The 25577-nt window shown below is 57.3% G+C and carries 30 protein-coding genes and 2 tRNA genes; 29 read left to right on the top strand and 3 right to left on the bottom strand.

Annotated features, from left to right (window positions below; genetic code table 11):
- Window positions 1-578 precede the first annotated feature (578 nt).
- From PY308_RS22960 to PY308_RS11165, 20 genes are all read left to right on the top strand, one after another.
- Window positions 579-755 (top strand): helix-turn-helix transcriptional regulator, encoded by a 177-nt coding sequence (locus PY308_RS22960; protein WP_350339833.1) that lies wholly within the window; start codon window positions 579-581, stop codon window positions 753-755.
- Complete coding sequence (locus PY308_RS11255; RefSeq protein ID WP_275782458.1) at window positions 752-1099, top strand: hypothetical protein; 348 nt, start codon at window positions 752-754, stop codon at window positions 1097-1099. Before PY308_RS22960 ends, PY308_RS11255 begins: the two co-directional genes overlap by 4 nt.
- Window positions 1096-1329, top strand: a complete 234-nt coding sequence (locus tag PY308_RS11250) for a hypothetical protein (RefSeq protein WP_275782456.1) — start codon at window positions 1096-1098, stop codon at window positions 1327-1329. The genes PY308_RS11255 and PY308_RS11250 overlap by 4 nt, the downstream gene beginning before the upstream one ends.
- A 49-nt stretch (window positions 1330-1378) precedes the next feature.
- Window positions 1379-1975 carry a helix-turn-helix domain-containing protein gene (locus tag PY308_RS11245; RefSeq protein WP_275782454.1) on the top strand — a complete coding sequence of 199 codons (597 nt, stop codon included), beginning with the start codon at window positions 1379-1381 and terminating at the stop codon, window positions 1973-1975.
- Window positions 1972-2310 (top strand): DUF6074 family protein, encoded by a 339-nt coding sequence (locus PY308_RS11240; RefSeq protein WP_275782451.1) that lies wholly within the window; start codon window positions 1972-1974, stop codon window positions 2308-2310. Before PY308_RS11245 ends, PY308_RS11240 begins: the two co-directional genes overlap by 4 nt.
- A gap of 793 nt (window positions 2311-3103) precedes the next feature.
- Entirely contained in the window at window positions 3104-3310 is a 207-nt protein-coding gene (locus PY308_RS11235) for a hypothetical protein (RefSeq protein ID WP_275782449.1), read from the top strand.
- Window positions 3311-3640: 330 nt separating this feature from the next.
- A complete protein-coding gene (locus PY308_RS11230; protein WP_275782447.1) occupies window positions 3641-6253 on the top strand; it encodes a hypothetical protein in 2613 nt (870 codons plus the stop codon).
- Window positions 6254-6616: a hypothetical protein gene (locus PY308_RS11225; protein ID WP_275782445.1), complete on the top strand. Its 363-nt coding sequence runs from the start codon at window positions 6254-6256 to the stop codon at window positions 6614-6616.
- A 160-nt stretch (window positions 6617-6776) separates the two neighbouring features.
- Window positions 6777-7088, top strand: a complete 312-nt coding sequence (locus PY308_RS11220; protein ID WP_275782443.1) for an HNH endonuclease — start codon at window positions 6777-6779, stop codon at window positions 7086-7088.
- A gap of 241 nt (window positions 7089-7329) precedes the next feature.
- The gene (locus PY308_RS11215; protein ID WP_338051065.1) at window positions 7330-9006 is read left to right on the top strand and encodes a terminase TerL endonuclease subunit; all 1677 of its coding nucleotides are present in this window, start codon (window positions 7330-7332) and stop codon (window positions 9004-9006) included.
- Between the two features lie 9 nt (window positions 9007-9015).
- Window positions 9016-10230: a phage portal protein gene (locus PY308_RS11210; protein ID WP_275782441.1), complete on the top strand. Its 1215-nt coding sequence runs from the start codon at window positions 9016-9018 to the stop codon at window positions 10228-10230.
- Window positions 10214-10858, top strand: a complete 645-nt coding sequence (locus tag PY308_RS11205) for an HK97 family phage prohead protease (protein WP_275782439.1) — start codon at window positions 10214-10216, stop codon at window positions 10856-10858. Before PY308_RS11210 ends, PY308_RS11205 begins: the two co-directional genes overlap by 17 nt.
- 12 nt (window positions 10859-10870) lie before the next feature.
- Entirely contained in the window at window positions 10871-12094 is a 1224-nt protein-coding gene (locus PY308_RS11200) for a phage major capsid protein (protein ID WP_275782437.1), read from the top strand.
- Window positions 12095-12147: 53 nt separating this feature from the next.
- On the top strand, window positions 12148-12753 hold the full coding sequence (locus PY308_RS11195) for a head-tail connector protein (protein ID WP_275782435.1): 606 nt from the start codon (window positions 12148-12150) through the stop codon (window positions 12751-12753).
- A 14-nt stretch (window positions 12754-12767) separates the two neighbouring features.
- On the top strand, window positions 12768-13211 hold the full coding sequence (locus PY308_RS11190; RefSeq protein WP_275782433.1) for an HK97-gp10 family putative phage morphogenesis protein: 444 nt from the start codon (window positions 12768-12770) through the stop codon (window positions 13209-13211).
- On the top strand, window positions 13208-13585 hold the full coding sequence (locus tag PY308_RS11185; RefSeq protein ID WP_275782432.1) for a hypothetical protein: 378 nt from the start codon (window positions 13208-13210) through the stop codon (window positions 13583-13585). Before PY308_RS11190 ends, PY308_RS11185 begins: the two co-directional genes overlap by 4 nt.
- A gap of 1 nt (window position 13586) precedes the next feature.
- Window positions 13587-13907 (top strand): phage head closure protein, encoded by a 321-nt coding sequence (locus PY308_RS11180; RefSeq protein WP_275782430.1) that lies wholly within the window; start codon window positions 13587-13589, stop codon window positions 13905-13907.
- Window positions 13908-14864: 957 nt separating this feature from the next.
- On the top strand, window positions 14865-15683 hold the full coding sequence (locus PY308_RS11175) for a hypothetical protein (protein WP_275782427.1): 819 nt from the start codon (window positions 14865-14867) through the stop codon (window positions 15681-15683).
- A 252-nt stretch (window positions 15684-15935) separates the two neighbouring features.
- Window positions 15936-16139 carry a hypothetical protein gene (locus PY308_RS11170; protein ID WP_275782425.1) on the top strand — a complete coding sequence of 68 codons (204 nt, stop codon included), beginning with the start codon at window positions 15936-15938 and terminating at the stop codon, window positions 16137-16139.
- Window positions 16136-16339 carry a hypothetical protein gene (locus PY308_RS11165; RefSeq protein ID WP_275782423.1) on the top strand — a complete coding sequence of 68 codons (204 nt, stop codon included), beginning with the start codon at window positions 16136-16138 and terminating at the stop codon, window positions 16337-16339. Before PY308_RS11170 ends, PY308_RS11165 begins: the two co-directional genes overlap by 4 nt.
- 8 nt (window positions 16340-16347) lie before the next feature.
- Here the strand turns inward: PY308_RS11165 and PY308_RS11160 are convergent, their stop codons facing one another.
- The gene (locus tag PY308_RS11160) at window positions 16348-16584 is read right to left on the bottom strand and encodes a helix-turn-helix domain-containing protein (protein ID WP_275782421.1); all 237 of its coding nucleotides are present in this window, start codon (window positions 16582-16584) and stop codon (window positions 16348-16350) included.
- Window positions 16585-16691: 107 nt separating this feature from the next.
- Between PY308_RS11160 and PY308_RS11155 the strand changes: the two genes are divergently transcribed.
- Window positions 16692-16880, top strand: a complete 189-nt coding sequence (locus PY308_RS11155; protein WP_275782419.1) for a hypothetical protein — start codon at window positions 16692-16694, stop codon at window positions 16878-16880.
- A 93-nt stretch (window positions 16881-16973) separates the two neighbouring features.
- Here PY308_RS11155 and PY308_RS11150 read toward each other — a convergent pair whose 3' ends face one another.
- On the bottom strand, window positions 16974-18296 hold the full coding sequence (locus PY308_RS11150) for a site-specific integrase (RefSeq protein WP_275782417.1): 1323 nt from the start codon (window positions 18294-18296) through the stop codon (window positions 16974-16976).
- Window positions 18297-18460: 164 nt separating this feature from the next.
- Window positions 18461-18535: transfer RNA gene (locus PY308_RS11145), tRNA-Asn, on the bottom strand.
- A gap of 180 nt (window positions 18536-18715) precedes the next feature.
- Here PY308_RS11145 and PY308_RS11140 point away from each other — a divergent pair.
- The 8 genes from PY308_RS11140 to PY308_RS11105 all read left to right on the top strand — a co-directional run bounded on the left by PY308_RS11140 (window position 18716) and on the right by PY308_RS11105 (window position 25520).
- Complete coding sequence (locus tag PY308_RS11140; RefSeq protein WP_275782415.1) at window positions 18716-18991, top strand: hypothetical protein; 276 nt, start codon at window positions 18716-18718, stop codon at window positions 18989-18991.
- Between the two features lie 130 nt (window positions 18992-19121).
- Window positions 19122-19841, top strand: coding sequence for a transcriptional repressor LexA (lexA, locus tag PY308_RS11135; RefSeq protein WP_275782413.1), 720 nt, complete (start codon window positions 19122-19124; stop codon window positions 19839-19841).
- Window positions 19842-20032: 191 nt separating this feature from the next.
- A tRNA-Cys gene (locus PY308_RS11130) sits at window positions 20033-20106 on the top strand.
- A gap of 562 nt (window positions 20107-20668) precedes the next feature.
- Entirely contained in the window at window positions 20669-21010 is a 342-nt protein-coding gene (locus PY308_RS11125; RefSeq protein ID WP_275782411.1) for a hypothetical protein, read from the top strand.
- 293 nt (window positions 21011-21303) lie between these two features.
- The gene (locus PY308_RS11120; protein WP_275782409.1) at window positions 21304-22341 is read left to right on the top strand and encodes a septal ring lytic transglycosylase RlpA family protein; all 1038 of its coding nucleotides are present in this window, start codon (window positions 21304-21306) and stop codon (window positions 22339-22341) included.
- Window positions 22342-22406: 65 nt separating this feature from the next.
- Entirely contained in the window at window positions 22407-23558 is a 1152-nt protein-coding gene (locus PY308_RS11115; protein WP_275782407.1) for a D-alanyl-D-alanine carboxypeptidase family protein, read from the top strand.
- A 226-nt stretch (window positions 23559-23784) separates the two neighbouring features.
- The gene (gene tmk / locus PY308_RS11110; RefSeq protein WP_275782406.1) at window positions 23785-24480 is read left to right on the top strand and encodes a dTMP kinase; all 696 of its coding nucleotides are present in this window, start codon (window positions 23785-23787) and stop codon (window positions 24478-24480) included.
- Entirely contained in the window at window positions 24477-25520 is a 1044-nt protein-coding gene (locus tag PY308_RS11105) for a DNA polymerase III subunit delta' (protein ID WP_275782404.1), read from the top strand. Before tmk ends, PY308_RS11105 begins: the two co-directional genes overlap by 4 nt.
- Window positions 25521-25577 lie beyond the last annotated feature (57 nt).

Below are 25577 nucleotides of genomic sequence, written 5' to 3'. Positions count from 1 at the left end.
ATAAATCGCGCTTTTACGGGAAGCGCGATAGACTGGGAGCGGAGCGAAGGCCAGCTTCAGCATGACAGAAAAAAGGGCCGCACCCAAAGGCACAACCCTTTCAAAATCTGGCTCCCCGGGCCGGACTGCATATCGAACCTGCGTTTTAAAAAATACACATGAAGTTCAAATAGTTACTATGGAATTTTGGATCTGACCCGCTATCCATGTACCTGAAAATGTATGCCGATATGTGGGCTACTCAAATTTCTCGCATAATGCTTAACATTCCTTTGACTTCTCATCATTCTTGTGAAATAGGTGATTCATCAAAGCAATTCCGAGGCTCTTTTGGGCCTTGCATTCACCATTACGACTAGGCGCTGCGCCGGTCTCCTTGCTTTCGGCATATGATTGCCATCCATCCCTAACACTGCAGAGACGCGAAAGCGTCTTGAACGGTTGCTGCTGCTTGCCGCGGACGTCGTTGACGTCTGCCCCGCAGCTGAGCCGCTCCTCACCCGTTTAGAAAATGAATTCCGCGAGGCGATCCGCCCTTCGGCTCGCTCCCGCGTGGAATCCCTACTGAGTGAACTCGCATGACAAAACTTTTGACCGCTGATGACATCGCCGAGATGCTTCAGCTAACACGCCGGTCTGTGTATCTCAAAGTGCGACGCGGCGAATTACCCGAACCCCTAAAGAACGGCCGCACCTCCCGTTGGCGCGCCGAAGAGATCGAAGCACTTTTTTCCCGAAAGGAGGAGGCAGCATGACCCAAACCCCCACACCTTCCACCGTTTCCGACCGACAACACAAGGCCGATATTCTGGCCGCCGTTCTCGGGTACATCGCCGCCCGCACGACCGAGGTGAACTACTGCTTCCTGGAGCACGAAATTGCTGACCAGTTCGGCGTCGGTGAGGACGTGATCACCCTTGAGGTGATGCACTCGATCTCGGCTCTTGGCTGGGCGGGCGCTGTTGAAATCAGCACACCCGACGGCAACGGGTTTACTTTCGGCGCGGACACCACGGTCCGGGCATCGAGCCCTATCAGACGATACAGCCATTTTGAGCGCGTGCCATACCTCGATGAAGAGGAGGAGTGCGCAGCATGATGGCCGCGGCAAAGAATGTTGGTAACCTCGAAGCTATCGTGCGCGACACGATTGAGGGCAATCGCCCGATCGACACCGAGAAAATGGGGGAGGCGCTGGGGGCTATAGCCTTTACTGAGGCGCTGATGGAAGCAGCCCTTTACATCCCGAGCGAGAAACGAGCGGCACTAGCAGAAGTGTTGGCGAACAAGCTCGACGGAGTCTTGGCGAAGCTCAACCCCTCCGCCTGACCGGGCAAGAAAACGGCCGGCGCGATCTAGCAGGATCGGCCGGCTATCCATGGAAGTCTTCATGACAATAACCAAAAACTTCGAAAAGCGGAAGGCGCCGGATGCAGACTTTGCTTACCCAAATTCGGACGTCACCGCGTGGCTCATTGGCTTGGCAGTATCGAACCTGCCTGCCAGCGCGATCAGCGTCGGTGTGCTCCTGGCGGCAAAGTTCCTCAATAGACGAAGCGGGCGGTGCTACCCGTCCGTTCCGAAGATGATGAAGGCGCTGGGAAAGCCCGAGTCGACGGTCAAGGACGGAATCCGCGCGCTCATCAAAGCGGGCCTTTTGTCAACAGAATCCAGAGGCCCTGGGAAGACGAACGAATACACGTTTGAAATCGACAAGGCTCTGGTTCTTGCACTGGAGACAGGGGGTCGAAATACCGACGGGGCGGGGGGGCGAAATCTCGACGGGTGGGGGGTCGAGAATTCAACCCCAGAACCTGAGAAAGGAACCTGCGAATTTAAACCTGTTGCGGCTGTGGCGAGAGGTAAGGCGCCTGCGGCGCGAGATCTTTCTGCGAAAGACCTCTCCTTCGGTCCTACCGGACCTCAGGGTTCCGAAGTTCCACGAGAAATAGCAAGGGAAAGGAGATTGGCATGAAAAAAGAAGATGACACCCCGCTGCTTCGCTTCGACTTCCGGCCACCCCCATGTCAGGTGATTGTCTTTCCCATCGCAGCACGAATCGGAAAGGCTCGCCACATCGCCGAGAAGTTGGAGAGTCGAAAGACGTACGATCAGCGGCAATCCTACTGGAAACTTGTTCAGAAGAACTTGATAGACGAACTCACCAAGCGGGGACTGAGCCAGGAGGAAATAGCGGCAGAGGTACAGGCCCTCCATGACGCAGTGCAAGCCGAGATGCAAAAGAACGCCGCGCGCGCGAACCAGTCGCCGCGGCCGACCGAATGGGATGACGGCCCGCGAAGAGCTTAAACAGCCATAGCGGCCCGCTGACGCGGTTCTCGGTCTCTCCGGTGCACATCCATCATCGGAGGGGCCAAATCGCAGTCTGTGAAGCATGAAATCAGAAAAAGATAGGAACGGAAGGAGAACGGAAAGTGAGTCGAGGGCCCGGAAAGATCGAACGTGCAATCGAAGCGGTATTTAATGAGGCCCCCGAATGGGCATATTCGGTCGATGATCTCATAGACCGGGTATATCCGGGCCTCAACAGGATTGAGAAAAAGCATCGAGTTTCCGTGTTGCGGGCCGCGCACAAAGTGCTGACGAGAATGACGGATTGGAGTTGGTTTCAATCCGAGTCCGTTGGCGGCACGAGGGTTTTCTTTAATCTCTACGACCCGACCAGCTATGGTGCGGCACGAGTCAAAACAGACGGATCCACGCGGTACAGAAGTTCAGATCCAAGAACGCCAAAGCATTGGGTGAGAACCGATTCATATGTCCGCGCGATGCTTTCCCCTGGGGGCAAAGAATACAAGAACATCGTCGCGCCGCGTGGTGTCTGGTGGAAGCACACACAGATGAGGATAGCGGAACGAGATGGCGATACGTCGCAGGGATCGCTCGCTCTCTTCAGGGAGCAAAGGGCGTTCTTAGGGGAGCACAAATTCCTGGATGACACACCCGCACATATCGCCGCCCTGCTTTAAACGTTTCCATCCGTGACAATGGTTGCGGATGGAAACATTTATATCTTGTAATTTGCTACCTTTGGTGGGATTTTGCATGCAGAATACATCCGTTGATTTTAGGGGAGGAAGGAATGGAGTACGATCACGAAAGACTTGCTCGTGAGTACAAGCAACTTGGCGGCGCCTTCGGGGCGATAGACAAAGGGGATACTGTATTGCTCAATCCCTGGTATCCGAGCACAGATGAGGCCGATGCATATTGGCGAAAGAATATCGGAACGTTGCCGGTTGAGGTACGTGTGGATTTCTTAAAGGCGCTCGCTAAACACAGCTGGTAACTTCGTCACCATGGTGACGCTTATTGTGCCTCACAGGCACACTAAGCCCCGCAAAGTGGTCCTGTTATTGTGCGAAATTCCCACGATAAAAAGAATCTGAACCAAAAAGTTTCAGCCTCCTTCGGCGCGGGAAAATGTCAACGCTGCTTTAAAATACCCGCGATTTCATAAGGTTGTTGCGTTTTCTCGGCTAATTTTCCCTGTTGACGCATTCGAAAAACCGAGTCAGTTCTGACGCCGAATAATCGTGGACCCGCATCCACCGAATCAAAACCCGTCGCTGAAAAGTGGCGGGTTTTTTGTTGTCTCCATCACATTTCGGAGGTTTTAATGGCTGCAAGAGTCGGCTCGATACATGCCGAAATCACCGCAGATCCGCAGCGCTTCACAAAGGCGCTCAACGAGTCCGGTGTCGCCGTCGTCGGCTTTGAACGAAGGTCGAACAGGTCATTTCGTCAGGCAGAAGCACAAGCCACGAGATCGTTCGACAAGATGGGCAATTCGGGTCAGCGCTTCGCTTCCGCGATGGCGGCGAACTCCGCCCGTCTTGGCGGTTTCGGTAAGGCCATCGTTGGCGGCCTCGCCGTCGGTGCGGGAGTCGGCGCGCTCGAAGGCATACGAGAGGCAGCGATCGACAGCACCAGGTCCATCCTTGAAATGGGCGACCAGGCCAAGATTGCCGGCGTCAAGTTCGGGGCATTTCAGCAGTTAAAGTTCGTCGCGGAGCAAAATCGCATTGGCATCGATGCCTTGACGGACGGACTGAAAGAACTTTCGCTACGCGCAGACGAGTTCATCAAGACCGGCGCCGGATCGTCGGGGGAATCGTTCCAGCGGCTCGGCTACAACGCAGTGAGCCTTGCCGAGAAGCTTAAGGAACCGGATCAGCTTTTTCTCGAAATCATCGGCAAGTTGCAAAAACTCGATGAGGCGGCGCAGATCCGTATAGCAGACGAGGTGTTCGGCGGTTCCGGTGGCGAACAATTCGTGAAATTGATCAGCCTGGGCGAAAAGGGCATCCGCGACCAAATCAAAGCGGCGAACGATCTCGGCATCGTCCTCGACGAAGAGATGGTTCGAAAGGCCGAAGAGGTGAATCGGAAATTCGCCATCGTCGCCACGACAATCAGCACGAACATCAAAGCTGCAATTGTCGATGCCATGGCGGCATGGAACGACTTTCTGGATACCTACAAGAAACTGCCAGAACAGCAGACCCGAACGCTCGATGATCAACAGGCGAAACTCGGTCTGCGCCGCGTCGATCTGGAAAACAAAAAAGCACAGATCGCCAACGGCGACAGTTCGAACCCGTTCTACTGGAACGAGGATGGCCCTCTGGCGATGGGCCGCATTCATGAAATTGAGCTCGAACTGGCGAAGATCGCCGACGAAGAGCGGAAGATCATCGAGGAACAGAACCGCCGTCTGCGCGCGCTCAATGATGCGAGCCCCGCGCCTGGGCCGGATAATGATGACGGCAGACGCCGTACATTGTACCGGCCCGCCGACCAGGGCGACCGCGCCGATTCCCGCGATTACACTGTCGCGGCACAGGGAGGCATGCTCGACCTGATTGGCGCGGCCGAAGGGACGGACCGGGGCCGGGGCTACAACGAAACGCTGGGCTACGGCAAGTTCACAGGCGGCGATAAAAACCTCGTTCTTATGAGCCTCGACGACATCGATGCACTTCAGACGAAGATGCTCGCGGATCCTTCGAACACCTTCAACTCATCCGCCCTCGGCCGATACCAGATCACGCGCACGACGTTGCGCGGCCTGCGCGATCGGCTAGGACTGTCCGGTTCCGATACCTTTGACGCGGCGACACAGGATCGTCTTGCAGAGCAACTTTTGCGCCAGCGTGGCAACGATCCGGCCGGCCTGCGGAACGAATGGGAGGGTCTGCGCAACGTTGGCGACGAGACCATCCGAGGCGCCTTCGACCAAACATCCGTTGCGATGCCGGGCCTTGACAGCGGCATAGTGGACGCTCGCGAAAAAGCGGCCGACAGGGTCAAAATCTACGACGAGATGATTGCCAAAGCGAATGCGTTCGTTGCCAGTCAAGGTGTCGAACAATCAGCCTTGGGCATGACGTCGGAGGCAGCATCTCGTCTAAAACATGAGCAGGATCTTCTAAACGAGGCGCGGCAAGCCGGGCTTGAGCTATCGCCTGAACAACTCGCCAATCTGAAGGCGCTTGCTGCGCAGATGGCAGCGGCCGAACAGCAAACGCGCTCGCTGACGACATCTCAGCAAGAATTGCGGCGCGCAGCACAGGAGTTCGCGCAGATAGCGAAGGGCGTCACCAAGGGGTTCATTACCGACCTGGTACGCGGCACGAGTGCGGCAGACGCATTGAAAAATGCCCTCTCACGCATCGCCGACACCCTGCTTGACGGGGCTTTGGATTCAATTTTTGGCGGTGGTAGTGTCGGCGGAACGGGTTTGCTCGGAAAGTTTCTGGGCTTTGACGAAGGCGGTTACACGGGAGACGGTGCGAAGAGCGAGCCGAAGGGTGTTGTTCATGCAGGCGAGTTCGTCTTAACAAAAAAGGCGACGGAACGTGCGGGTGTTGGCAACCTTTACGCCCTTATGGACTACCTCGAAACGGGCAGTTTGGGTTCGTTCCTTGCGACTACCAAACCAGGCTATGAGACTGGCGGTTACGTCGGGACCGCAAGCCTCCCATCGCTGCCATCTCCGAGAGAGCAGGACTCTGGCGCGTGGGCGGCGGCCGGTGGGCGTCAAGCGATGTCGCAGCCGCGTGACATGCACATCACGTTGGGATGGTCGAAAAACGCTGACGGCCAGATCAAGCCTTTCATCGAAGAGATCTCTCACAAGCAGGCCGTATCAGTCACGCGCGCTGGCCTGTCTGAATATGATCGATCTCTTCCCGGGAAAATCTCCGACACGATGGACAGGACAGGCTGAATGTTGAACTTTTCTTTCAAATCTCTCGAAGACATGCCGCCCGGTGAGTCGATTCGCGATCGTGTCGCCGTCGCCGCGTCAATTGGGTGTCTTCAGGCTCGCTTCGCCGTTCCAATCGACGAACTCCCCGGCGCCGCCATCGGCTACTCCTTTCGAGACATTGAGCGGTTGAACAACAAGGCCGGATCGGAATGGTTGGCTACCATCTTCGCGGGTTTGGACCAGAAGAATGTGACCGTCATCCGATCTATGATCGAAATCGGCGCACGAGGCGCAGCGCCGGATGAGGTGCTGGAAGCCGTCGGCCTCGACAGGCTGTCCGAACTGATTGCTGCCGCGCTTCTGTTGCGCTTGAAACGATAGAATTGATCGCGGTTTCTGCCAGGTTCCCGCGATCATGCTGGCCCGCAAACCCGGTGGCAAGGGTGAGCAGGCCTTGCCGGTGAACGCTGTGCCAAGCGCCCCGGTCCCGCCCCGGCCTCCGGTCCTTCCGTCGAGGCCGGGGCACCTTCAAGGAAATACAATGACAGATCGTGCTGAGTACCGCCGATGGTATAGCGAGCGCGCATGGTGGAAGCTGCGGTCGCAGCGCCTAAAGGCTGAGCCGTGGTGTCGCTTCTGCAGACAGGCGGGGGTGATGAGTGCCGCGACGATCGCGGACCACATCCGCCCACATAGGGGTGACCGTCGGCTCTTCTTTGATCGAGGAAACCTGCAGTCGCTTTGCAAACCCTGTCACGATAAAATCAAGCAGGGCGTCGAAGCGCGGGGATATGACACCCGCATCGGCTCGGACGGTCTGCCCATCGACACCAACCATCCATTCTACAAATAGGGGCTCGTCCTTGTCGGGACGACATCAGACAAGTCCTAAGGGTTGTATAGAGCCTATAGAGTCTTCGGTTTTGCCACCTTTGGACCACCCTTAGGTTGAACGAGACCTTCCCGGAGAGGGAGGGGTGGGGCAAAAGTCAAAGACGCTGAGGCGACAAGACCGGTTCGGTGTCTCTTCCGTAGAATTAGTTTCGATTCTTAAACTCCAAATCACTGAAATCGCTGAGTTTTTGGAGGTGCAAATGGGCGCACGCGGACCAGGTGCGCGCCCTCGTAAGCGCGTTCTGACCCCACCCGGCCAGGTGGAGAAGCCGAAACGCAAACGGCGGCCACCGTGGAAGCGGAAAGGTCTCTCCAAAGCCGAACAGGTCATTGCCTTTCTCGAAAACCTTCCGGTCACCAAGGGCCGCCTTGCCGGAAAGAAAATGCGGTTGATCCCGGCGCAGCGTGAGTTCGTCGAGGGGGTGTTTGCAACCGACAAAAAGGGACGCTTCATCGTCAAGACTGCAATCATCAGCCAGGCAAAAGGCAATGGAAAGTCCGGCTTGGTCGCCGGTCTATGCCTAGCCGCCCTGATAGGGCCGCTTGCGGAAGAGCGCGGCGCCGTCTTTTCTGCATCGATTGACCGCGGGAAAGCCGGTGTCGTCTTCGAAGAAATGAAGGCGATCGTTCGCCGCGTCCCTGACTTTGATGAGCGCATCAACGTCACAGACTTTCACAAAAAGATGCTTGTGCTCGATGGCGACGGAAAGGATTCCACATTCGAGGCACTCAGCGCCGACGCTTCCGGTGCTCAGGGCTTGGCCCCGACCTTCTGGGCATACGACGAGTTGGGAGAGGCCAAAGACGGCAAGCTGCTGGAGGTGCTTCTCGAGTCCGATGGCAAGCGAACTCATACGTTCGGAGTGATCCTTTCAACGCAGGCGGAGTCTGACGACCATCCTCTTTCCAAATTAATTGATGACGCCAAGGCGACCGACGATCCACGTACCTTCCTCATGATCCACGAGGCGCCCCGCGATGCTGACCCTTGGGATGACGAGACTATCAAGCTCGCCAATCCCGCATGGGGAACTTATCTTGACCTGGAAGCGCTACGGAACGCCCGTGACCGCGCCCGCCGCATGCCGGCCTTTGAGGCATCATACCGTCGCCTCCGTCTCAATCAGCGCATCGATACCCGGTCCGACGCCCGCCTGGTAACCGCTTCGGTCTGGAAGGATTGCGCGGCCCTGATAGATCGCGCTGCGCTGAAGGGGCGGGTGGCATTTGCTGGCCTCGACCTCGCAGGGAAGAACGACCTCACGGCGCTTGTTCTGGCATTCCCGTCCGACGATATCCCATCTCGCTACGAAATTCTGCCCTTCTTTTGGACACCGGAGGGAAGGATGGCACAGCGAACGCCGGCCGAACAGGCACGGTTTCGGGAGTGGATCGGGCAGGGGCATATGACAATGGTCGCGGGCGATGTCGTCACAACCGCCATCATTGCCCGCGATCTGGTCGCGATCTGCCAAGAATTCGAAGTCCGCACAATCAATTTCGACAAGTGGCACATTGAGTTCCTCAAAAAGGACTTAGCAGAAATCGGCATTTCCTTGCCCATGGACCCGTTTGGGCAGGGCCATTCGAAAGTGATGGCCCCCGCAATTGAGTTCGTTGCCGAGACAGCAATGACCGCGCGCCTCCTTCAGCCTTCAAATCCGGTTCTAACGGCATCCGTGGCCGGCGCGATTGTCTCGCGTGACAAGTCCGACAATCCAATGCTCGACAAAGAAAAAAGCAACCGCCTTGGCCCGGTGCGCATCGACGGCGCCGTTGCCCTCGTGATGGCGATGGGTGCCGCGAAATCCTATGAGCCGCCGCCGAAAAAACCATCTCTCGCCGGGATGCTACGCAAGCCCGTCATGCTACTCTAGGGAGGCCCTATGGCCACATGGAAACAATGGTTGGGCCGCAAGTTCGGCTTGACCGACGCCACGCCTTGGCAAGGATTCTACGGCGCCCCCAGTGCTGCCGGCAAGTCCGTCACGGATGTATCAACACTGCAACTCGACGCGGCATGGGCCTGCATCCGTGCCTCTGCCGAAGCAATCGGAAACCTGCCTTTTAGGCTCTATGAAACGGCGCCGGATGGATCGCGGAAACCGACGGATCATGCCGTCGCCGGCCTGCTGGAAAGCCCGAACGCCGACCAAACAGCGGCGGAATTCTGGTCTGCTGTCGCCGCATGGCTGTTGGCAAGGGGCAATGCGTTCGCGCTCATCGACCGCTTTGGTGATCGCATAGTCGCGCTCAACCTCGTCCCCGCCGATATCGTGACAGTGGTCCGGGATGCAAATTGGAATCTGCGATATCGCTTCACCCATCGAAATCAGGCGTTCGACGTCGGGCCGGACGACATCCTTCATATCCGTGGTTTCGGATTCGGCGGCGATATGGGGCTTTCTCCCATCGCCTACGGCGCGCAATTCCTTGGCGCCGCCATGGCCGCCGACGAAACAGCCGGCAAGGTGCTGTCTAACGGCATGATGCCGAGCGGCATATTCACAACAGAGGGCGAACTCACAGACGAACAGCGCGTGCAGATGCAGGAACTCCTCGAGCGATATCGCTCCAGTTCAAACGCTGGGAAGGCGATGCTTCTGGAGGCCGGCGTCAAGTGGGAAACCATCAGCCTCGACCCCGAGGCCATGCAAATGCTTCAGAGTCGCAGATTCAGCGTAGAGCAGATTTGCCGGCTCTTTGGTGTCCCGCCAATCGTTGTTGGCCACGCCGCTGAGGGCACGACGGCCTGGGGGAGTGGCATCGAATCCACCTATCTGCAATGGCTCGCCGTCGGTCTCGACCCGCTCATGTCCCGCATTGAAAAGCGGGTGGTGAAGCAACTGCTCAAGCCCGGCGAGCGCGGCCGATACATCGCTGATTTCGGCCGTGGCCAGCTGATCCGCACCGACAGTGCGGCGCGCGCGGCGTACCTATCCACATTGACCCAGAACGGTCTGATGACGCGAAACGAGGGCAGGGCGGAACTCAACCTTCCGCCGAAGCCAGGCGGCGACGATCTGACGGTTCAAACCGCGTTGAGCCCGCTCCAAATTCTCGGTCAGATCACAGGAGGCCGAAATGTTCAAAATCAGTGACTTTGATTGGTCAATTAAGTCGGTCGCCGAAGATGGCACGTTTAGCGGGCATGGCAGTGTCTTCGGCAACATCGACCGAGTGAACGACGTCGTTGTCAGAGGTGCGTTTTCCAAGTCTCTTGCGGCCCGGACCAACCCCATCCCGATTCTCTGGATGCATCGCAAAGATGAACCCATAGGCGTTTTCACCAGAGCCGAAGAAGACGATAAGGGCCTGTACGTAGAAGGGGTACTACTTGTCGATGAGGTTGCGCGCGCGAAAGAAGCCTACGCGTTGATGCGCGCTAAAGCGGTCACCGGACTTTCGATCGGTTACTTCATCAAAAATTCATGGGTCGATCCGGTTACGGGCGTCAACTACCTGAACGAGTTGCAGGTGGAGGAGGTCTCCGTTGTCTCATTCCCCGCCAACGATGAGGCGCGTATCGACACAGTGAAATCTCTGCTCGCTAAGGGCGGGGTTCCAACAATTCGCGACATGGAGAACGTCCTAAGGGATTTAGGGTTTTCCAAGTCGCAAGCCGTCGCGGTCGCCTCGCACGGTCACAAGGGTCTGCGGGATGCAGACGAGGCGAGCAACCTAGACCTATCCGCGTTGATCGCACAGGTCTCTTCCTTCAAGCTATAAATAGGCACCATCATGAACATGCACATTGCAGAACGGGGCCGAAAGGCCGCCGAGCGCGTCGACGCGCACGCCGAAATCAAGTCTCTGACCGAGGCTCTTGCCACGCGCGACGCCGAAATCAAACAGTTCGCCACCAAGGCCGGCGAAGAACTGAAGAACCTTGGCCAGGTCTCGAGCGAAACCAAGGCCGCCCTTGACGCGCTGAGTCAGAAGGGCACCGATACGGCGGCGCGTCTTGCCGAGGTCGAACAGCGACTGGCCACGCGCGGCGCTATCGGTGCGGCGACCGGCCAGAAGTCGGCCGGTCAACTGATGATCGAATCCGAACAATACAAATCGTTCGCATCGCGTTCTGACGCCGGCAAGATCACCCTGTCTACGAAAGCGACGATCACCTCCGCCACCACCGGCACAGGCGGTGCGGGTGATCTTATCGTACCGGATCGCCGCCCGGAGATTCTCGCCCCGGCGGTCCGTTCGCTGACCATTCGCCAGCTTCTGCTTCCCGGCTCCACCTCGTCGAATGCGGTCGAATACGTGAAGGAGACTGGTTTCACCAATGGTGCCGCACCGGTTGCCGAAGGCGCCGCTGTAGCCGCTTCGGATTTGACTTTCGATGTAGTGACGACGAACGTCAAGGCGATTGGCCACATGGTGACGGCTTCGCGCCAGATCCTGAACGATGCGCCGATGTTGGCCAGTTACATCGACACCCGGGCAAACTTCGGCTTGAAACTAGTCGAGGAAAACCAAATCCTCGCCGGCGACGGAACAGGTCAGAACCTCAACGGCATTCTGAATCAGGCGACAGCCTACACCGGCGCTCAGGTTGGAACCGGCGTGACCAAGGTGGACGTCATCCGGAAGGCCATCCTCCAGTGCCGACTCGCCGAACTGGTTCCGAATTTTGTCGCGCTCAATCCGACCGATTGGGCCGAGATCGAGCTTCTGAAGGACGCGAACGGCCAGTATCTGTGGGTTAACTTACAGACAGGCGGGACGATGATCCTTTGGCGCCTGAATGTCATCGAGACCAGCGCTGTAACGGCCGGCGAGTTCCTGGTGGGCGCCGGCACTGGCGCACAGGTTTTCGACCGCGAACAGGCTTCGATCGAGATCAGCACAGAGCACAGCGATTACTTCGCAAAGAACCTCGTCGCCATCAAGAACTATGAACGCCTCGCGCTGGCCGTCTATCGGCCAGAGGCTTTCATTTATGGCGAATTCGCCGCGTGATCATAAGGGGGCGGCTTCGGCCGCCCCTTTTCATTTCGACCTGGAGACCTCCCATGCTCACTCAAATTACAGCGCCGGAGGAATTCTCTGGTCACACCACATTCGTACAGTCTGTTCTCGACCATCTTCGAATCTTCGCTGATCTCGACGCGGGAACCCCGGTTGCGCCGGCCGACCTCGACCTAATCAAGACACTGATTGACACTGCCGTCGCTCGAATCGACGGACCGCACGGCACGCTTGGCCGCTGTCTGGGTGAACAGACATGGATGATCACGCTCGACGGTTTTCGCTGCGACATCTGCCTGGTTGGCCCGGCCATGTCGGTCGATTTGATCAGGTACAAGGACACGGCTGGGACGTGGCAGACTCTGGCCCCTTCCGCCTATCGCCTTATCGGCCGATCCTCATGGAAGCCGGAACTTTGCCCTGCCTATGGAACAGAATGGCCTGTGTCGCTTAGCGACCGCGAGACCGTCGAAATCACCTTCACAGCGGGGTACGGCGAGATCGCAGACATTCCGGCGCCGATCCTCTTGGCAGTCAGGTATATCGTCGCTCATTGGTTTGCGGAACGGCAAATATTCAGCTTCGCGACCCCGACCGAAATCCCAATGACGGCCGCCGCGCTGCTCGCTCCCTTCAAGGTTTTCCGGTGATGGCTAAATCCCGAATGTCCGGCGCCAACGGCATCGCCAAGGCCTTCCGCGCTATCTCGCTCAACCTCGCCACGCCGATCGCTCAGGCCAGCAAGAAAGCCTTCAAGCCGACCGTTGAGGCCGCAAAACGCAACCTTGACGCCAACGGCTCAGTGGAAAGCGGAAAGCTCAAAAAGCTCATCACCGTCAAACGTGACCCCAAAAACAAAGCCGCTCACCATGTCGGGCCAGCGAACACTGACCCGGCATACCGCGAAGCGCATCTCGTAGAATTCGGTACAGCGCCGCATATGCAGCCCGAACTAGGCCGCATGCACCCGGGCGCCGCGGCGAAACCATTCTTGACACCGGCCTTCGAAGAGACCGCCGACGAGGTGCTTCAGATCTTCGGCCGTGAAATTGGTACCGCAATTGAGAAAGCCGCATTGAAGGCGGCTGCAAAGGCTACGAAACGATGAACGCTCTCAAGATCCTGCAGACGGTCCTCTCTAACCTTGATGTCCCGGTTTACCCGATCGTCATCCCAGAATCGGCCGGCCTCCCGTGTATCGTGACCTCAATGATCTCTGAGCGCGCCAACAGCCGCCTGGACGATCTGGCAGGACAATATGAAGCGTTGGTGCGGATCGGCTGTCACGCGGCCTCGCCGGCCGCCGTGATGGATCTCGGAGAAGAGGTCAAGACGGTCCTCTTGCAGACCGTTCAGGCAAAGCTCGACAACGGCAATGTGCTTGTGAATTGCTTCAAGGCAACCACCGACATCACCGACTTCAGCGACGATCGAACCGTTTACCGCCGCCTCATGGACTTCACAGTGCAGTGGTGGATTTGACATGCGGATTGGCTCTTATGATCGCTTGGCGCGGCTTCAACGCAATAGCGAGACGGGCGAGCTCGACGCCCTAGACCAGCCCATCAAGGCTTGGACAGTCATCGCGTCCTTCTGGGTTTCGAAGACCCATAAATCGGAAGATGAGGCCTTCGCCGCCTCGCAACGGTACGCCCGCCGGACCGTGACTTTCGGTTGCCACTTCCGATCCGACGTCACCGAGACAGACCGAATTGAGGTCGATGGCGTCCTGTATGCGGTCAAAGGTATCCGGGAAATCGGTTTCCGCGAAGCGCTCGAAATCTCGGCTGAATGGCAATCGTGAGGTAACGAAATGCTCGCTCTCCCGGAATGCATCAAAGACATATCGGTTGCGGCGACGCCAAAGGCGATCAGGCGGGCACAGCGGCATGGCACTGTTCTATCGGGTGTTTGGCGTGGCGCAAAACTTTCGACCATCCCCGAACCGGCGCTGCCGCGATATGAAAAACTTGTCGGAGATAAGCAGCGGGGCAACCTGGTCGAGTTCATCGCCCGATATCTCCAGCAATGGCAATCCAGCCCTTGGCAATTCGAGGCGCCGGCCCGGAAGATCCTCCGGGATTATTTCATCAAGCAAGGCCATGCCTGGGCATTGTCAGACCTCGAAGCCGACACCATCGTGCAAGCAGCGCTGAAGAAGAACGGCCACGCGGTGAGGCCAAGCTGGGATGAGGGACAGGCGGAAATCACAAGGATCGCCGGCCTCTGCCTCCAGTGCGGCGGCGACATCAAATCGCGCAATGGCGTCCCGGCATCCGCGTTCTTCTGCGAACCGCTTCCGCCGAGGGTCTCATGCGAGGCTCGGTATAATCTTTATAGGGAAGACGCCTTCCGAGCTTGGATGACAAAAGAGGGGCAGGTTGTCGGCAGAGAGGCTTTCCGCGATAGACTTGGCGAGCGCTCCTGCGATGGATGCCAGAAGCTATTCCGCCCCAACTTCCGAGGGCAACGGTTCTGCACCAAGCTTTGCAGTCTCACCCATGACAAAAGGCCGGACGTCCCTTGCGCACATTGTGACACGATTTTTCGGCCTCAGGTCCGCAGCGGCAAGGCCTCTATCTTTTGCTCGAAAACATGCTCAGGCAAAGCCAAGACAAGAGCCGTCGATTTGACGTGTCAGCAGTGCGGTTCAGCTTTCGTCGGAATGCCAGGCCGCATGTTCTGCGGAGCCAACTGCTACCGCTCGTCACGCGCTGCCGCCAAGGCCGCCCGCTTCTCTTGAACCCCGAAGGAAATCGTGATGCCAAACCTTCTAGGCCTCGCCGCTCTGGCTCCTCCGTCGCTCGACGAACCAACAATCTCCCTTCCGAACCGTTCGAACTTTTACAACCTTGGAAGGGCCGGTCTTGTGCCCTTACATCAATGGCCCGTCGCCGCGAAAAACCGCGCAGAATTCGTCCAGGCCATCTGTCCTAATCCGCACGTCAGCGCCGACTTGAAGAAATACGTTGCATCAGTCTTAGACTGCCTCAGCGCCGGACGGTTAGACTTCATGTATGAGGGCGGCAAAAAAGCGCAGCCGATTTTCGATGAACTTGACGCAGATGAACCAGACCTGATGGATCAGCTGCGGGAACGCGGCGCACTTCCGCTCGCAGCTTTCGGAAACTGCCTTACTCCAATCGTATCACCGGAATCCGTGTTGTGGACCGCTGACGACTCGCCAATCAACCGCGGGGATCTTGTCGCGATCGCGGGACGCGGAATGCCTATGGTGGTGGTCAAGTTCTTCTTCGGTATATGTGGCGACGCCGCGCTGTTTTGGTGCCCTCGACCGGATTCCCTGTTCGCGGTTCGCCTCGACCAGATCCTCCACGTTTCCAAGGTTGTCTGGCTGAAGGAGGCCGGGAAGCCAAGCAGGGCCGGCGACACAATTGACCCTCGCCCGCATTACACGGCCATGGCTCGTCACTTCCAAAACGCCGCGCCGGTCGCCGAATGGGTACCCCCCCCACGCTTCATAGGGGAGTTTGATGGCACCCCTGTTTCCGGCCTAAGGGATGCCATGACCGTCGTACACGACGAGATTGCCGACACGATGAAGGCTCTTCCCGCCTGACTATTTCTGAATTTCGGAACCAGTCGCCGTCACGACCTGCGTTGCTGTAACAGCAATCCGCATCAGCCGCCGCTGCCCTAACGGGTGGCGGCGGCTTTTCGCGTTCTAGTCCATGTTTTTCATGGTTTTGATCTATGCGTTCCCCGCATAGAATATACGGTTAACGCATTGAATTTAAATTATGAATTTGATTGACTACGCGGGTTTTGACTTCCATGGTTGCAACCGCAGTCACTGAGAACGGGCGTCCCGATGAAGGTCATATCTGACAAATACTCGATAGATGATATTGAGCGATGCTTGGACAGGGTCGCGGAAGCGATCGCCGCGCGCGACGACCCGGGCGGCATCATTCTTATCTATGAATGGCTGGAGGCTCAACTCGAAGCGCGGCGCCGGAGGCAACGCACGATCGATTCGGTGACGGCGAGACTTGCCAAGAAGAGGGCAGGGTGAAACTTGTCTCGGACAAATATTCGCTCAGCGATATGGAGCGATGCCTGGATAGGATAGCAGAAGAGATCGCGGCAGGACCGCCACACGCCGGCCTTGTCCTTTGGTACGAGTGGCTGGAAGCGCAGATTGAGGCGAGACAGAAGCGAGACGCCACCCTCGACCGGGCTCGCCACAGGGCCGCGCAACTGATTAAGAAGTAAGGCGTACATTAGCGTTTTAGTCGGATACCCACCCCGCCGTCGATCATCTGCCCTGCCGCTTCGAAGATGATGCCGGCAGCCTCCAGCGCCTCCTGAAGCGCTCGCAGGGTCGAGGCCTTCGGATCGCTTGCGCCGCGCTCGATGTTGTTTAGCCCCGTCGTGCTGATGTTCGCTCGACTGGCAAGTTCGGCCTGGGTCAATCCCAGCATGGCGCGGGCGCCGCGCAATTGTTCTAGCGTGATCATGGGCAATTTCTATCGCGCAATTGTTTTTTTATCAAGCGCGCTTGACGCTTTCTGTGATTAAGGTTAACACAAGTCCAGTTGATAAAATATCAATCGGAGGAAGTGAAATGCCCAACATGGAGAATCGTGACGCCCTGGAGTCAGCCGTGAATGATGCACATCGCCTTGTCACTGCGGCAGCTTATATCCTCTCAGGAATAGTCACCGGTGATGCACGCAACCCTGTCGATATGGCGGAGACGATTTTGGCAAAAGCAATTAACGAACTCCGCGAGGCGGTTTCTGCTGTCTCATAATCCAGTTGAGTGAGATGGTGGTGGTGCAGCCCAAGCGCGGGCGAAGCGGGAGAATTAGCGGGTCGTGGCAGTGTCACGGCCCCTTTTGCTTCCTCACCGTGAGGGCCACCGGAACGCTATCCCCTCGAGCATTTCCTTTCGTCGCACCATTTCGGGCCCGTCACCATAGGTCGGACGACCAAGTTCATGCCCCATCAAGTCGGCTTGCATACGGTCCGACGCGTTGGCCTTTTCAAGCCGAAACTGAAAAGTGTGCCGCATAGAGTAGAGAACGTGCTTGTCCGAAGGCAAAAGCCCCTGACTCTTTAGCACCTTGTTTATCAACGCTGACGCCGAGTCTCCCTTGTCCGCATACCGGGCGAAACCTTTCGGTCTTTGTCTCATTGCCCACAAAGACACGCCAACGAGCGGTATTCGCCGAACTGAGTAAGCGGTCTTTTGTCTTCTATCATCGCGCTCGGCAATCTCGATGTGCGGCACATCGGCGCCGAGGCGAATATCTTCCGGCCTGAGATTGCAGATTTCACCCGGCCTGCAGCCGGTTTCTGCCATCGCATACACGATCAAACGAGCATCCTCGTTCATCGCGTCCATCGCACCGGTGGCCAGGATCCTGTCTTGCACCCACTCAATTGGAAACATCGGCCTCTTGCCGAGCCTGGTGGCGTTTGTTTCCTTGATCCGTATTTTCTCCCACGCCTCGCCGAATTTGGTCTGCAGCGCGTCATCGACGATTGTCAGCATGCCTTTGATGTCAGAGAACGAGCGGTTGACGCTGTAAGCCCTGAGTGACTCCGCTTCCATCTTTGAAACCCACCAACGCCGGAACGACAACACGTCGGCCCTTGTGATGTCAGCCAAGGCCTTGTCTCCGATCGAAGCGACCGCATAGGTGATCGCCCGCTCACGAGATATTTTGTGCTTCCGCTTCTGGTCTTTGGACATCCCTCGGAAGGATGCCGCGTTGTGCTCCTCGTAAAGTTCCCAAAGCATGGACAGCGTCGGCCGAGGGGCAGGGGCGGTTCCTGTCATCGCCTCAACAACTATGGGCTTATCAAGATTTGCCGCGGCGATCTCAAGCCGCCGTTCTATTTCGTCGAGATCAAGGCGAGCGACCTGCTCAACAGGCGAGTATGTGAACCCGTACGACTGCGCCAGCTTCACAGCCGCATCGTAGCGCGCCAGAGAGGCACCCTTGTCTGCGCCGGCCGCTAAAGCCCGCCACAGGGCTTCCGTCGCCCGGTGGACCTCCTCTGCTCGCTGCAGGGCCTCCCGGTGGTTTCTCGTCTTGAGGGACTGTTTGACGTGAATGCGTGAGTCGAGCTCGGCCAACTCGCGCGGCACCCGCCTGTAATATCTCCAGCGTCCTGATTGCGGATCACGGACGACGTAGCGTGAAACGTCATCGAAGGTCATGGCATTGATTCCATTGCAGACCCGGAAATGTATCTGATTTTGTATGCTGATTGGCAACTGTGGTGCTGCATAAGGACCAGACTTCGTGGCCCAAGTTCCAAGCTAACTGCTTGATCTATTTGTTTAAAAGGGGCCTAAGATTTCTCATCAGGCCCCTATGAAACTGGCTCCCCGGGCCGGATTCGAACCGGCGACCTGTCGATTAACAGTCGAATGCTCTACCGCTGAGCTACCAGGGATCATCTGCGCGCTGCAGAAGTGAGGCTGCTAATACAAATGCTTTTTCGATTTGCCAAGCGGTTTTTCAAAAAAAGCGCACAATCTTGCCAGACTGTGGAGAACTCCTACCTATGAACGGCGGAGCGGCATGCAAAATGTCCGTTGCAGCACAAGACACCACAGGAGTTGACGGGCAGATTATGGCATCCACGGAAAAAACGATGAAATTCGGTATCGACGCGAGGACGCATAAGCTGGTGATTGGCTCGTGGCGACTTCCCTTGCCACAATCGAAATGGCTTCGGATCCTGGTCGGGTGCGTGCTGATTTTCTTTGGTTGCCTTGGCTTTCTGCCTATTCTCGGCTTCTGGATGGTGCCGCTCGGGCTGCTCGTTCTGTCGCATGATCTCGCCATGGTGCGGCGCTGGCGCCGCCGGATTGCCGTATGGTGGGCTCGCCGCCGCCAGACGTCCTGACAGCCTTGATCCAATATTTGATTGCCCCGAAGACGCACCGTGAGGTTGCAGGACAGAGGGACTTGCGGAACACATGTGGAACAGATAATGTCCGTTCTTGATTTGTTTCTCGATTCCGGAGTGATCGTTCATGCTGACTCGCAAGCAACAGGAACTGTTGTTGTTCATCCACGAAAGGATGAAGGAATCGGGTGTGCCCCCGTCCTTCGACGAAATGAAGGACGCGCTCGATCTTGCATCAAAATCCGGCATTCACCGGTTGATTACCGCGCTGGAGGAGCGAGGGTTCATTCGTCGTCTGCCGAACAGGGCGAGGGCGCTTGAAGTCATAAAGCTGCCGGAGGCCTATTCTGCCAGCCTCCAGCCAAAACGCGGCTTTTCACCGAGTGTCATCCAGGGAAGCCTCGGCTCACCGTCCGCACCGCTCGCTGCGGCAAAACCGCCAGCGGCGAACAACGAGAACACGTCGGTTTTGGTGCCTGTCATGGGCCGGATTGCCGCTGGCGTCCCGATTTCCGCTATTCAGAACAACACCCATGACATATCGGTTCCCATGGAGATGGTGGGTTCGGGCGAGCATTATGCGCTTGAAGTGCGCGGCGACTCGATGATCGAGGCCGGCATTCTTGACGGCGATACGGTGATTATCCGCAACACGACCAGCGCCAGCCCTGGCGAGATCGTGGTTGCGCTGGTGGACGACGAGGAGGCGACGTTGAAACGCTTTCGCCGAAAAGGGGCGTCTATTGCCCTTGAAGCTGCCAATCCTGCTTATGAAACCCGAATTTTCGGGCCGGACAGGGTCAAGATACAAGGCAAGCTTGTCGGACTCATCCGCCGGTATCACTGACCTGCAACGGCAACGGGTTTAGGCGGGCACGAGGCGTCGGGTGACGAGGGGCCATCGAATGCAGATGACAATGGCAGCATTCTCTTTGGAGGCAGCATTCTCTTTGGAAAATGGACGATTTCCGTTTCGGCTGCTTGCGCTCGATCTGAAATCGTTCTAAACGCCCGTCACGGTCAAGTATGATCGTTCGAGGCCTCGTGGCGGAGTGGTGACGCAGAGGACTGCAAATCCTCGTACCCCGGTTCAATTCCGGGCGAGGCCTCCATTGAACTCACCATAGTTATCAAACACTTATGCGACGGAACCCTTTGCAGTCAGGGTTCCATGTCGCATTCGTGTTGCACCCATTTCCATTGATTTCGAACAGTTTTCTGCCACACTCGGCTCGTCCACGCGACATGAGGGGGGCGCTTTCGAACATTGAGTGGGGAAATCATCAACACAACTGGATATCTTTGGCGCACGATGATGGCGTGAGCCATGAAACAGCACAGGAAAAACGATGCCAGCGCCTATTGGGATTCGTGAGTCGACGGAGCACAATGGCGAAGCAGGTTGATGGATTTTCAGAAACATAGACGGAGCGCGTGCGACTGGTTCCGATGAGGCTCTTTTGTCGTCTTGACTCAAGAACGCATAGTCTCTGGTTGGGTGGATATTGCAGGGCCGAACACGGGCCAATTTTCGATAGAATAAAAGCATCTGAGACTTATAAGGCGATTGCAGACATCTGACTAATTTTCCGAATAGTCCAGGATTATATTTTAGATAAAAATATTTGGGTCGGAGGTAAAATAACTGGAATACTCGTCACAAATGCATTGGCAATGGCAGCATCAGCGTTAGGGCTGTTTTTTGAAGACGATTATCGAAGAGTATATATTTTGCCATTTGGGATTACGCTTGCATCTCTCTTTGTAGCACTGGCATTTATTCCAAAATTTTTAGACGATTACTTAGGTGCGTTATTTTCTATAATATTCAGTATAATTTGTGAAATTTTTATTATCTCTGTTTTTGTCTATGCTAGCGGAATCCATATTGGGATGCTAAATGTCGTCAGGGGTTCAGCAGGCGAGACTGTAATTGTTTTTGCCTCGATTTATACTGTAACATTAGTTTTCGTTTATTTTGTAAGTCAATTGGCTGAAAATAAAATAATTAAGTAAATTTGCATACGCGGGTCCCCCCTGCAACCCTGCCTGACCGGCGAGGTCGGGGTAGTGGAGCAGGGTTCTGGCGGCGGGCGCAGCCATTGCGAGACAAGTGCCGCCATCGCCGATGTTAAGGATCCATAAACCATAACTGAAATTGTTTCATTCTGGCACGGTCAATCATTCGCATTTTGGCCACGATGTTGTCATGATTGACATCTGTTACGTTTCGTGACGCCGGTTCATTGGTGCGGAGGGCTCGCGCCAAAGGTCCGAGTACGGCTTTTGCGAATGCGATTGTGGGACACATGACATCCAGTCAGACAACAGCTTTTCTTCTCAAAGGATTGCGGATTGCTGCCATTCCGATGGTCTGCGTCGCGCTGACCGCTTGCGGCACGACAAAGACGGCGAGCGTCAAAAAAGCCAAGCCGCGCAGCAAGGAATATTTTGCCGAATCCATCTATGGCGTCAAAGCCAGTCCGCGGGTCGTCGAGGAAGGCAAGCATGTTCCAAAGGGCGGCGGCCGCTATCAGGTCGGCAAGCCTTATCAGGTCAAGGGCAGGTGGTATGAGCCCAAGGAAGATTTCGGATACAACAAAACCGGCATGTCGTCCTGGTATGGCTCCGCTTTCCACGGACGGTTGACGGCCAATGGTGAAGTCTACGACAAATATCATCTGTCGGCAGCCCATCCGACATTTCCGCTTCCAAGCTATGCCCGCGTCACAAATTTGGAGAACGGCACGTCCGTCGTCGTTCGCGTCAACGATCGTGGACCCTATGAGTTCGGGCGTATCATCGACGTCTCGTCGAAGACTGCCGATTTCCTGGACATGAAGCGCAAGGGCAGTGCCAATGTCCGCGTTCAGTATATCGGCAAGGCGCCGCTGGAGGGCAACGACATGCCTTTTCTCATGGCGTCCTATGTAAAGAAGGGCGATCGCACGCCGAACGCCTTCCCGGAAGGGCAGATTGCCAGCGGTGTGATGGTTGCCTCAAACGAGCCCTTGCGCAAGCAGGCCCAGAGCCTGGGAAATCTGGTCATACCGTCGAAATCCAACATGGAAACGGGTGTGCCTGTGACGGCTCTTGCCGAAGCACCGGCACCGCTTTCATCCAACGCCCTCGACGCTTTCGTCATGTTGCCGGAGATCGGCCCCGTGCCGCAGGAACGGCCGGATTTCGTTCCCATGCACGACGGAAACCTCGCTTATGCCGCAGCCTATGTCGAGGCTCGAGTGAGCACGTCCGAGACGGCATTCGATGCCATTCTGGTCGATGACAATCCGCTGACGCCTCAGTCGATCGTCAACCACGCGAAACGCCGGATTATAGCCCGCTGAATCGGAACGGGCGATTGATCCCCGGTGCACCGGCTGCTATGGCCGCTCAGAAAGCGGAGCTCGGAATGCGCAGACGGCTTTTCTCGGTCATGATCTTGCTGGCTTGCGCAATTGAGCCTTTCGCCGCGCATGCGCAGGTCTTCGAAACGAAAGCCAGACAGGCTTATCTTCTCGATGATGAAACCGGCACCGTCCTCTACGCAAAGAATGAAAACGAACAGGTGCCGGCAGCGTCGCTGGCAAAGCTGATGACCGCCGAACTGGTGTTTTCCGCCCTTCAAGCCGGGGAGGTGACCCTCGACACCGAATTTCCGGTGTCGGAACATGCCTGGCGAACCGGTGGCGCACCGTCCGGCACCTCTACCATGTTTGCGGCATTGAAATCGCGGATCAAGGTTGCCGACCTCATCCAGGGCGTCACCATCCAATTTGCCAACGACGCTTGCATCATTCTGGCCGAGGGGATCAGCGGCGGCGAGGCAGCCTTCGCAAAACGGATGACGGACCGCGCCGGGGAACTCGGGCTGACCTCGTCGATTTTTGCCAACCCGACAGGGCTTCCCGATCCCGGAAACAGCGTCACAATGCGCGACATGGTCTCGCTCGCGCGCCATATCCACGGCAGCTACCCGGAATTCTTCCCCTTTTATTCACGCCCGGAATTCGCCTGGAACAAGATCACCCAGCGAAACCGCAATCCGCTGCTTGCCTCCAATATCGGAGTCGATGGCTTCGTCACGGGATTTGCCGAAGGGGCGGGCTTCTCCATCGTGGCCACGCTGCAGAGAGGTGGCCGGCGGGTGTTTCTGGGCTTGGCCGGGCTCGGCAGCGAGAAGGAGCGGCTCGAGGAAAGCCGTCGTATTCTTGAATGGTCAATGACGGCGTTCGAGCGGAAGCGTCTGTTCGAGGCCGGGGAGCCTGTGGGGGAGGCCGCGGTCTATGGCGGCAGTCAGTCCCATGTGGGCTTGCTGTCCCGGGACGCTGTCGATGTGCTCGTGCCTGTTGACAACCAGGAGCGTCTCTCCGCCAAGGTCGTGTATCGCTGGCCGCTCAACGGACCGCTTGCCGCGGGCAGACAGGCAGGCATGCTCAGAATCTGGAGCGGCGAGCGGCTGTTGCGCGAGGTTCCGGTCGAAACAGCATCCGCCGTGGACGAAGGCTCCTTGTCCAGCCGGGCGATGGATGCCCTGCAGGAACTGCTGTTCTTCTGGTTATGACGGATCGGCTGTTTCCCCCTCCGGGACAATCCGTTAAACAGGCTTCGCGCCGGCAGCGCCGTCCGTGATCTTCCGGCGCCCTGGAAGAAATTTTGACTTGCTAAAATCTGTCAGGAACTATGCGGGAACCGGATATCCCGAAAGGACAGACGAGAGCAAAGAGAGCCGGAGTGTCTTGGTATTGAATGCACCACGCACACTCGAAGCGGCAGGCGGGAACAGTAGCGTGACAGTCGGACAGGGCTTATTCGTGACATTCGAAGGCGGCGAGGGCGCGGGCAAATCAACCCAGATTCGCCTGCTGGCCGATGCCTTGCGCGAGCGGGGATTTCGGGTTTTGATGACACGCGAACCTGGCGGGTCGGCAGGCGCCGAAGCGGTGCGGCATGTGCTCTTGTCAGGCGCGGCACAGGATTTTGGTGTGCGGATGGAGGCTATTCTTTTCGCCGCGGCCCGCAGCGACCATGTCGAGGAAATCATTCGCCCCTCCCTGGCACAGGACACGATTGTGCTTTGCGACCGGTTCATGGATTCCTCGCGGGTCTATCAGGGAGTGACGGGCAATCTGGAGCCAGGCTTTGTGGAAGCGCTGGAGCGCGTGGCCGTCAACGGCATTGTCCCCCATTGCACGATCATCTTCGATCTTCCCGCCGCCATCGGGCTGGAGCGCGCCCGTCAGCGTGCCTCCGGAGCCACGAGTCCGAAGGGGGAGACGATCGAACTGGATCGTTTCGAAAAAGAGGAAATGGAAACCCACGAAAAGCGCCGCGAAGCCTTTCTCGACATTGCTCGAAACGATCCCGGCCGCTGCCGTGTCATCGATGCATCGCTGAGCGCAAGTGACATTGCCGCGACTGTCCTGTCGATCGTGGAGCCCCTGCTGCCGGCCGGCGATGAGCTGGGAAGGGGTTTGGAACCATGAGCGGGAACCGGTTCGATGTTTTGGACGGGGCAGTGCCACCCGGGGAAAATACGAAGTTTTTCGGTCACCCCGATGCGGAGATTTTTCTGGCGCAGAGCTACCGTTCGGGCAAGGGGCATCATGCCATTCTCGTCGAGGGGCCGGAAGGAATCGGCAAGGCGACGCTGGCCTTTCGCTTTGCCAATCATGTGCTTTCCCATCCGGAACCGGCATTGGCGCCGGAGCGGCTGGCCGATCCGGATCCGGCCTCGATCGTCAGCCGGCAGATCGCGTCCGGCGCGTCCCATAATCTGCTGCATCTGACGCGTCCGACCGATGAAAAGACGGGCAAGGTCAAGAGTGCGATCACGGTGGATGAAGTCCGTCGCGCCGGCAAGTTCTTTTCCCAGACATCCGGAACCGGCAACTGGCGCATCGTCATTGTCGATCCCGCCGACGACCTCAACCGCAACGCGGCCAACGCCATCTTGAAAATCCTTGAGGAACCGCCGAAGCGGTCGCTGTTTCTCGTGCTGACCCACGCTCCCGGCAAGCTGTTGCCGACCATCCGCTCGCGCTGCCTGCCGCTTACCCTGAAACCGCTGGCGCCGGAGCCCTTGCTGCACGCTTTGCGCCATCTCGGCATCGATCTCTCGGGTGAGAACGCAACGAAGGTGTTGGCCGCGGCCAATGGCAGTGTGTCGGAAGCGTTGAAATTGCTTAATTATGGCGGCCTCGAGATTATGGCCACCTTCGAGAGCATTCTTGCCGGGCAGGGGCCGGGCATCCGCAAGGACATGCACAAGCTTGCGGAGGTGCTTGCGGCAAAGGACAGCGAAACCATCTTCGATTTCTTCTCGTCGCTGGTCAGTGGCCACATCATGCGTACGGCGCGCGAGGCGGCCGTCGCTGGAGACATTGCACCGGCCGAACGCTTCGCACGGCTGTCCGCCACCATCGTTGACCGGCTGGCGGTGGCGCAGGCCTACAATCTCGATCGCAAGCAGACCGTCCTGTCGATTCTCGATGACATCCGAACGGAATCTCCTCAAGCAGCCTGATTGCGCGGCGCGCGGCCGTCATCTTTCGTGCTGCGAAGGCTCGCTGTCGGTTGGCAG

The organism is Pararhizobium gei, from assembly GCF_029223885.1.
GTDB lineage: Bacteria > Pseudomonadota > Alphaproteobacteria > Rhizobiales > Rhizobiaceae > Pararhizobium > Pararhizobium gei.
Note: the sequence above shows the minus strand (reverse complement) of the source record. Positions and strands in the feature narration are given on the sequence as shown.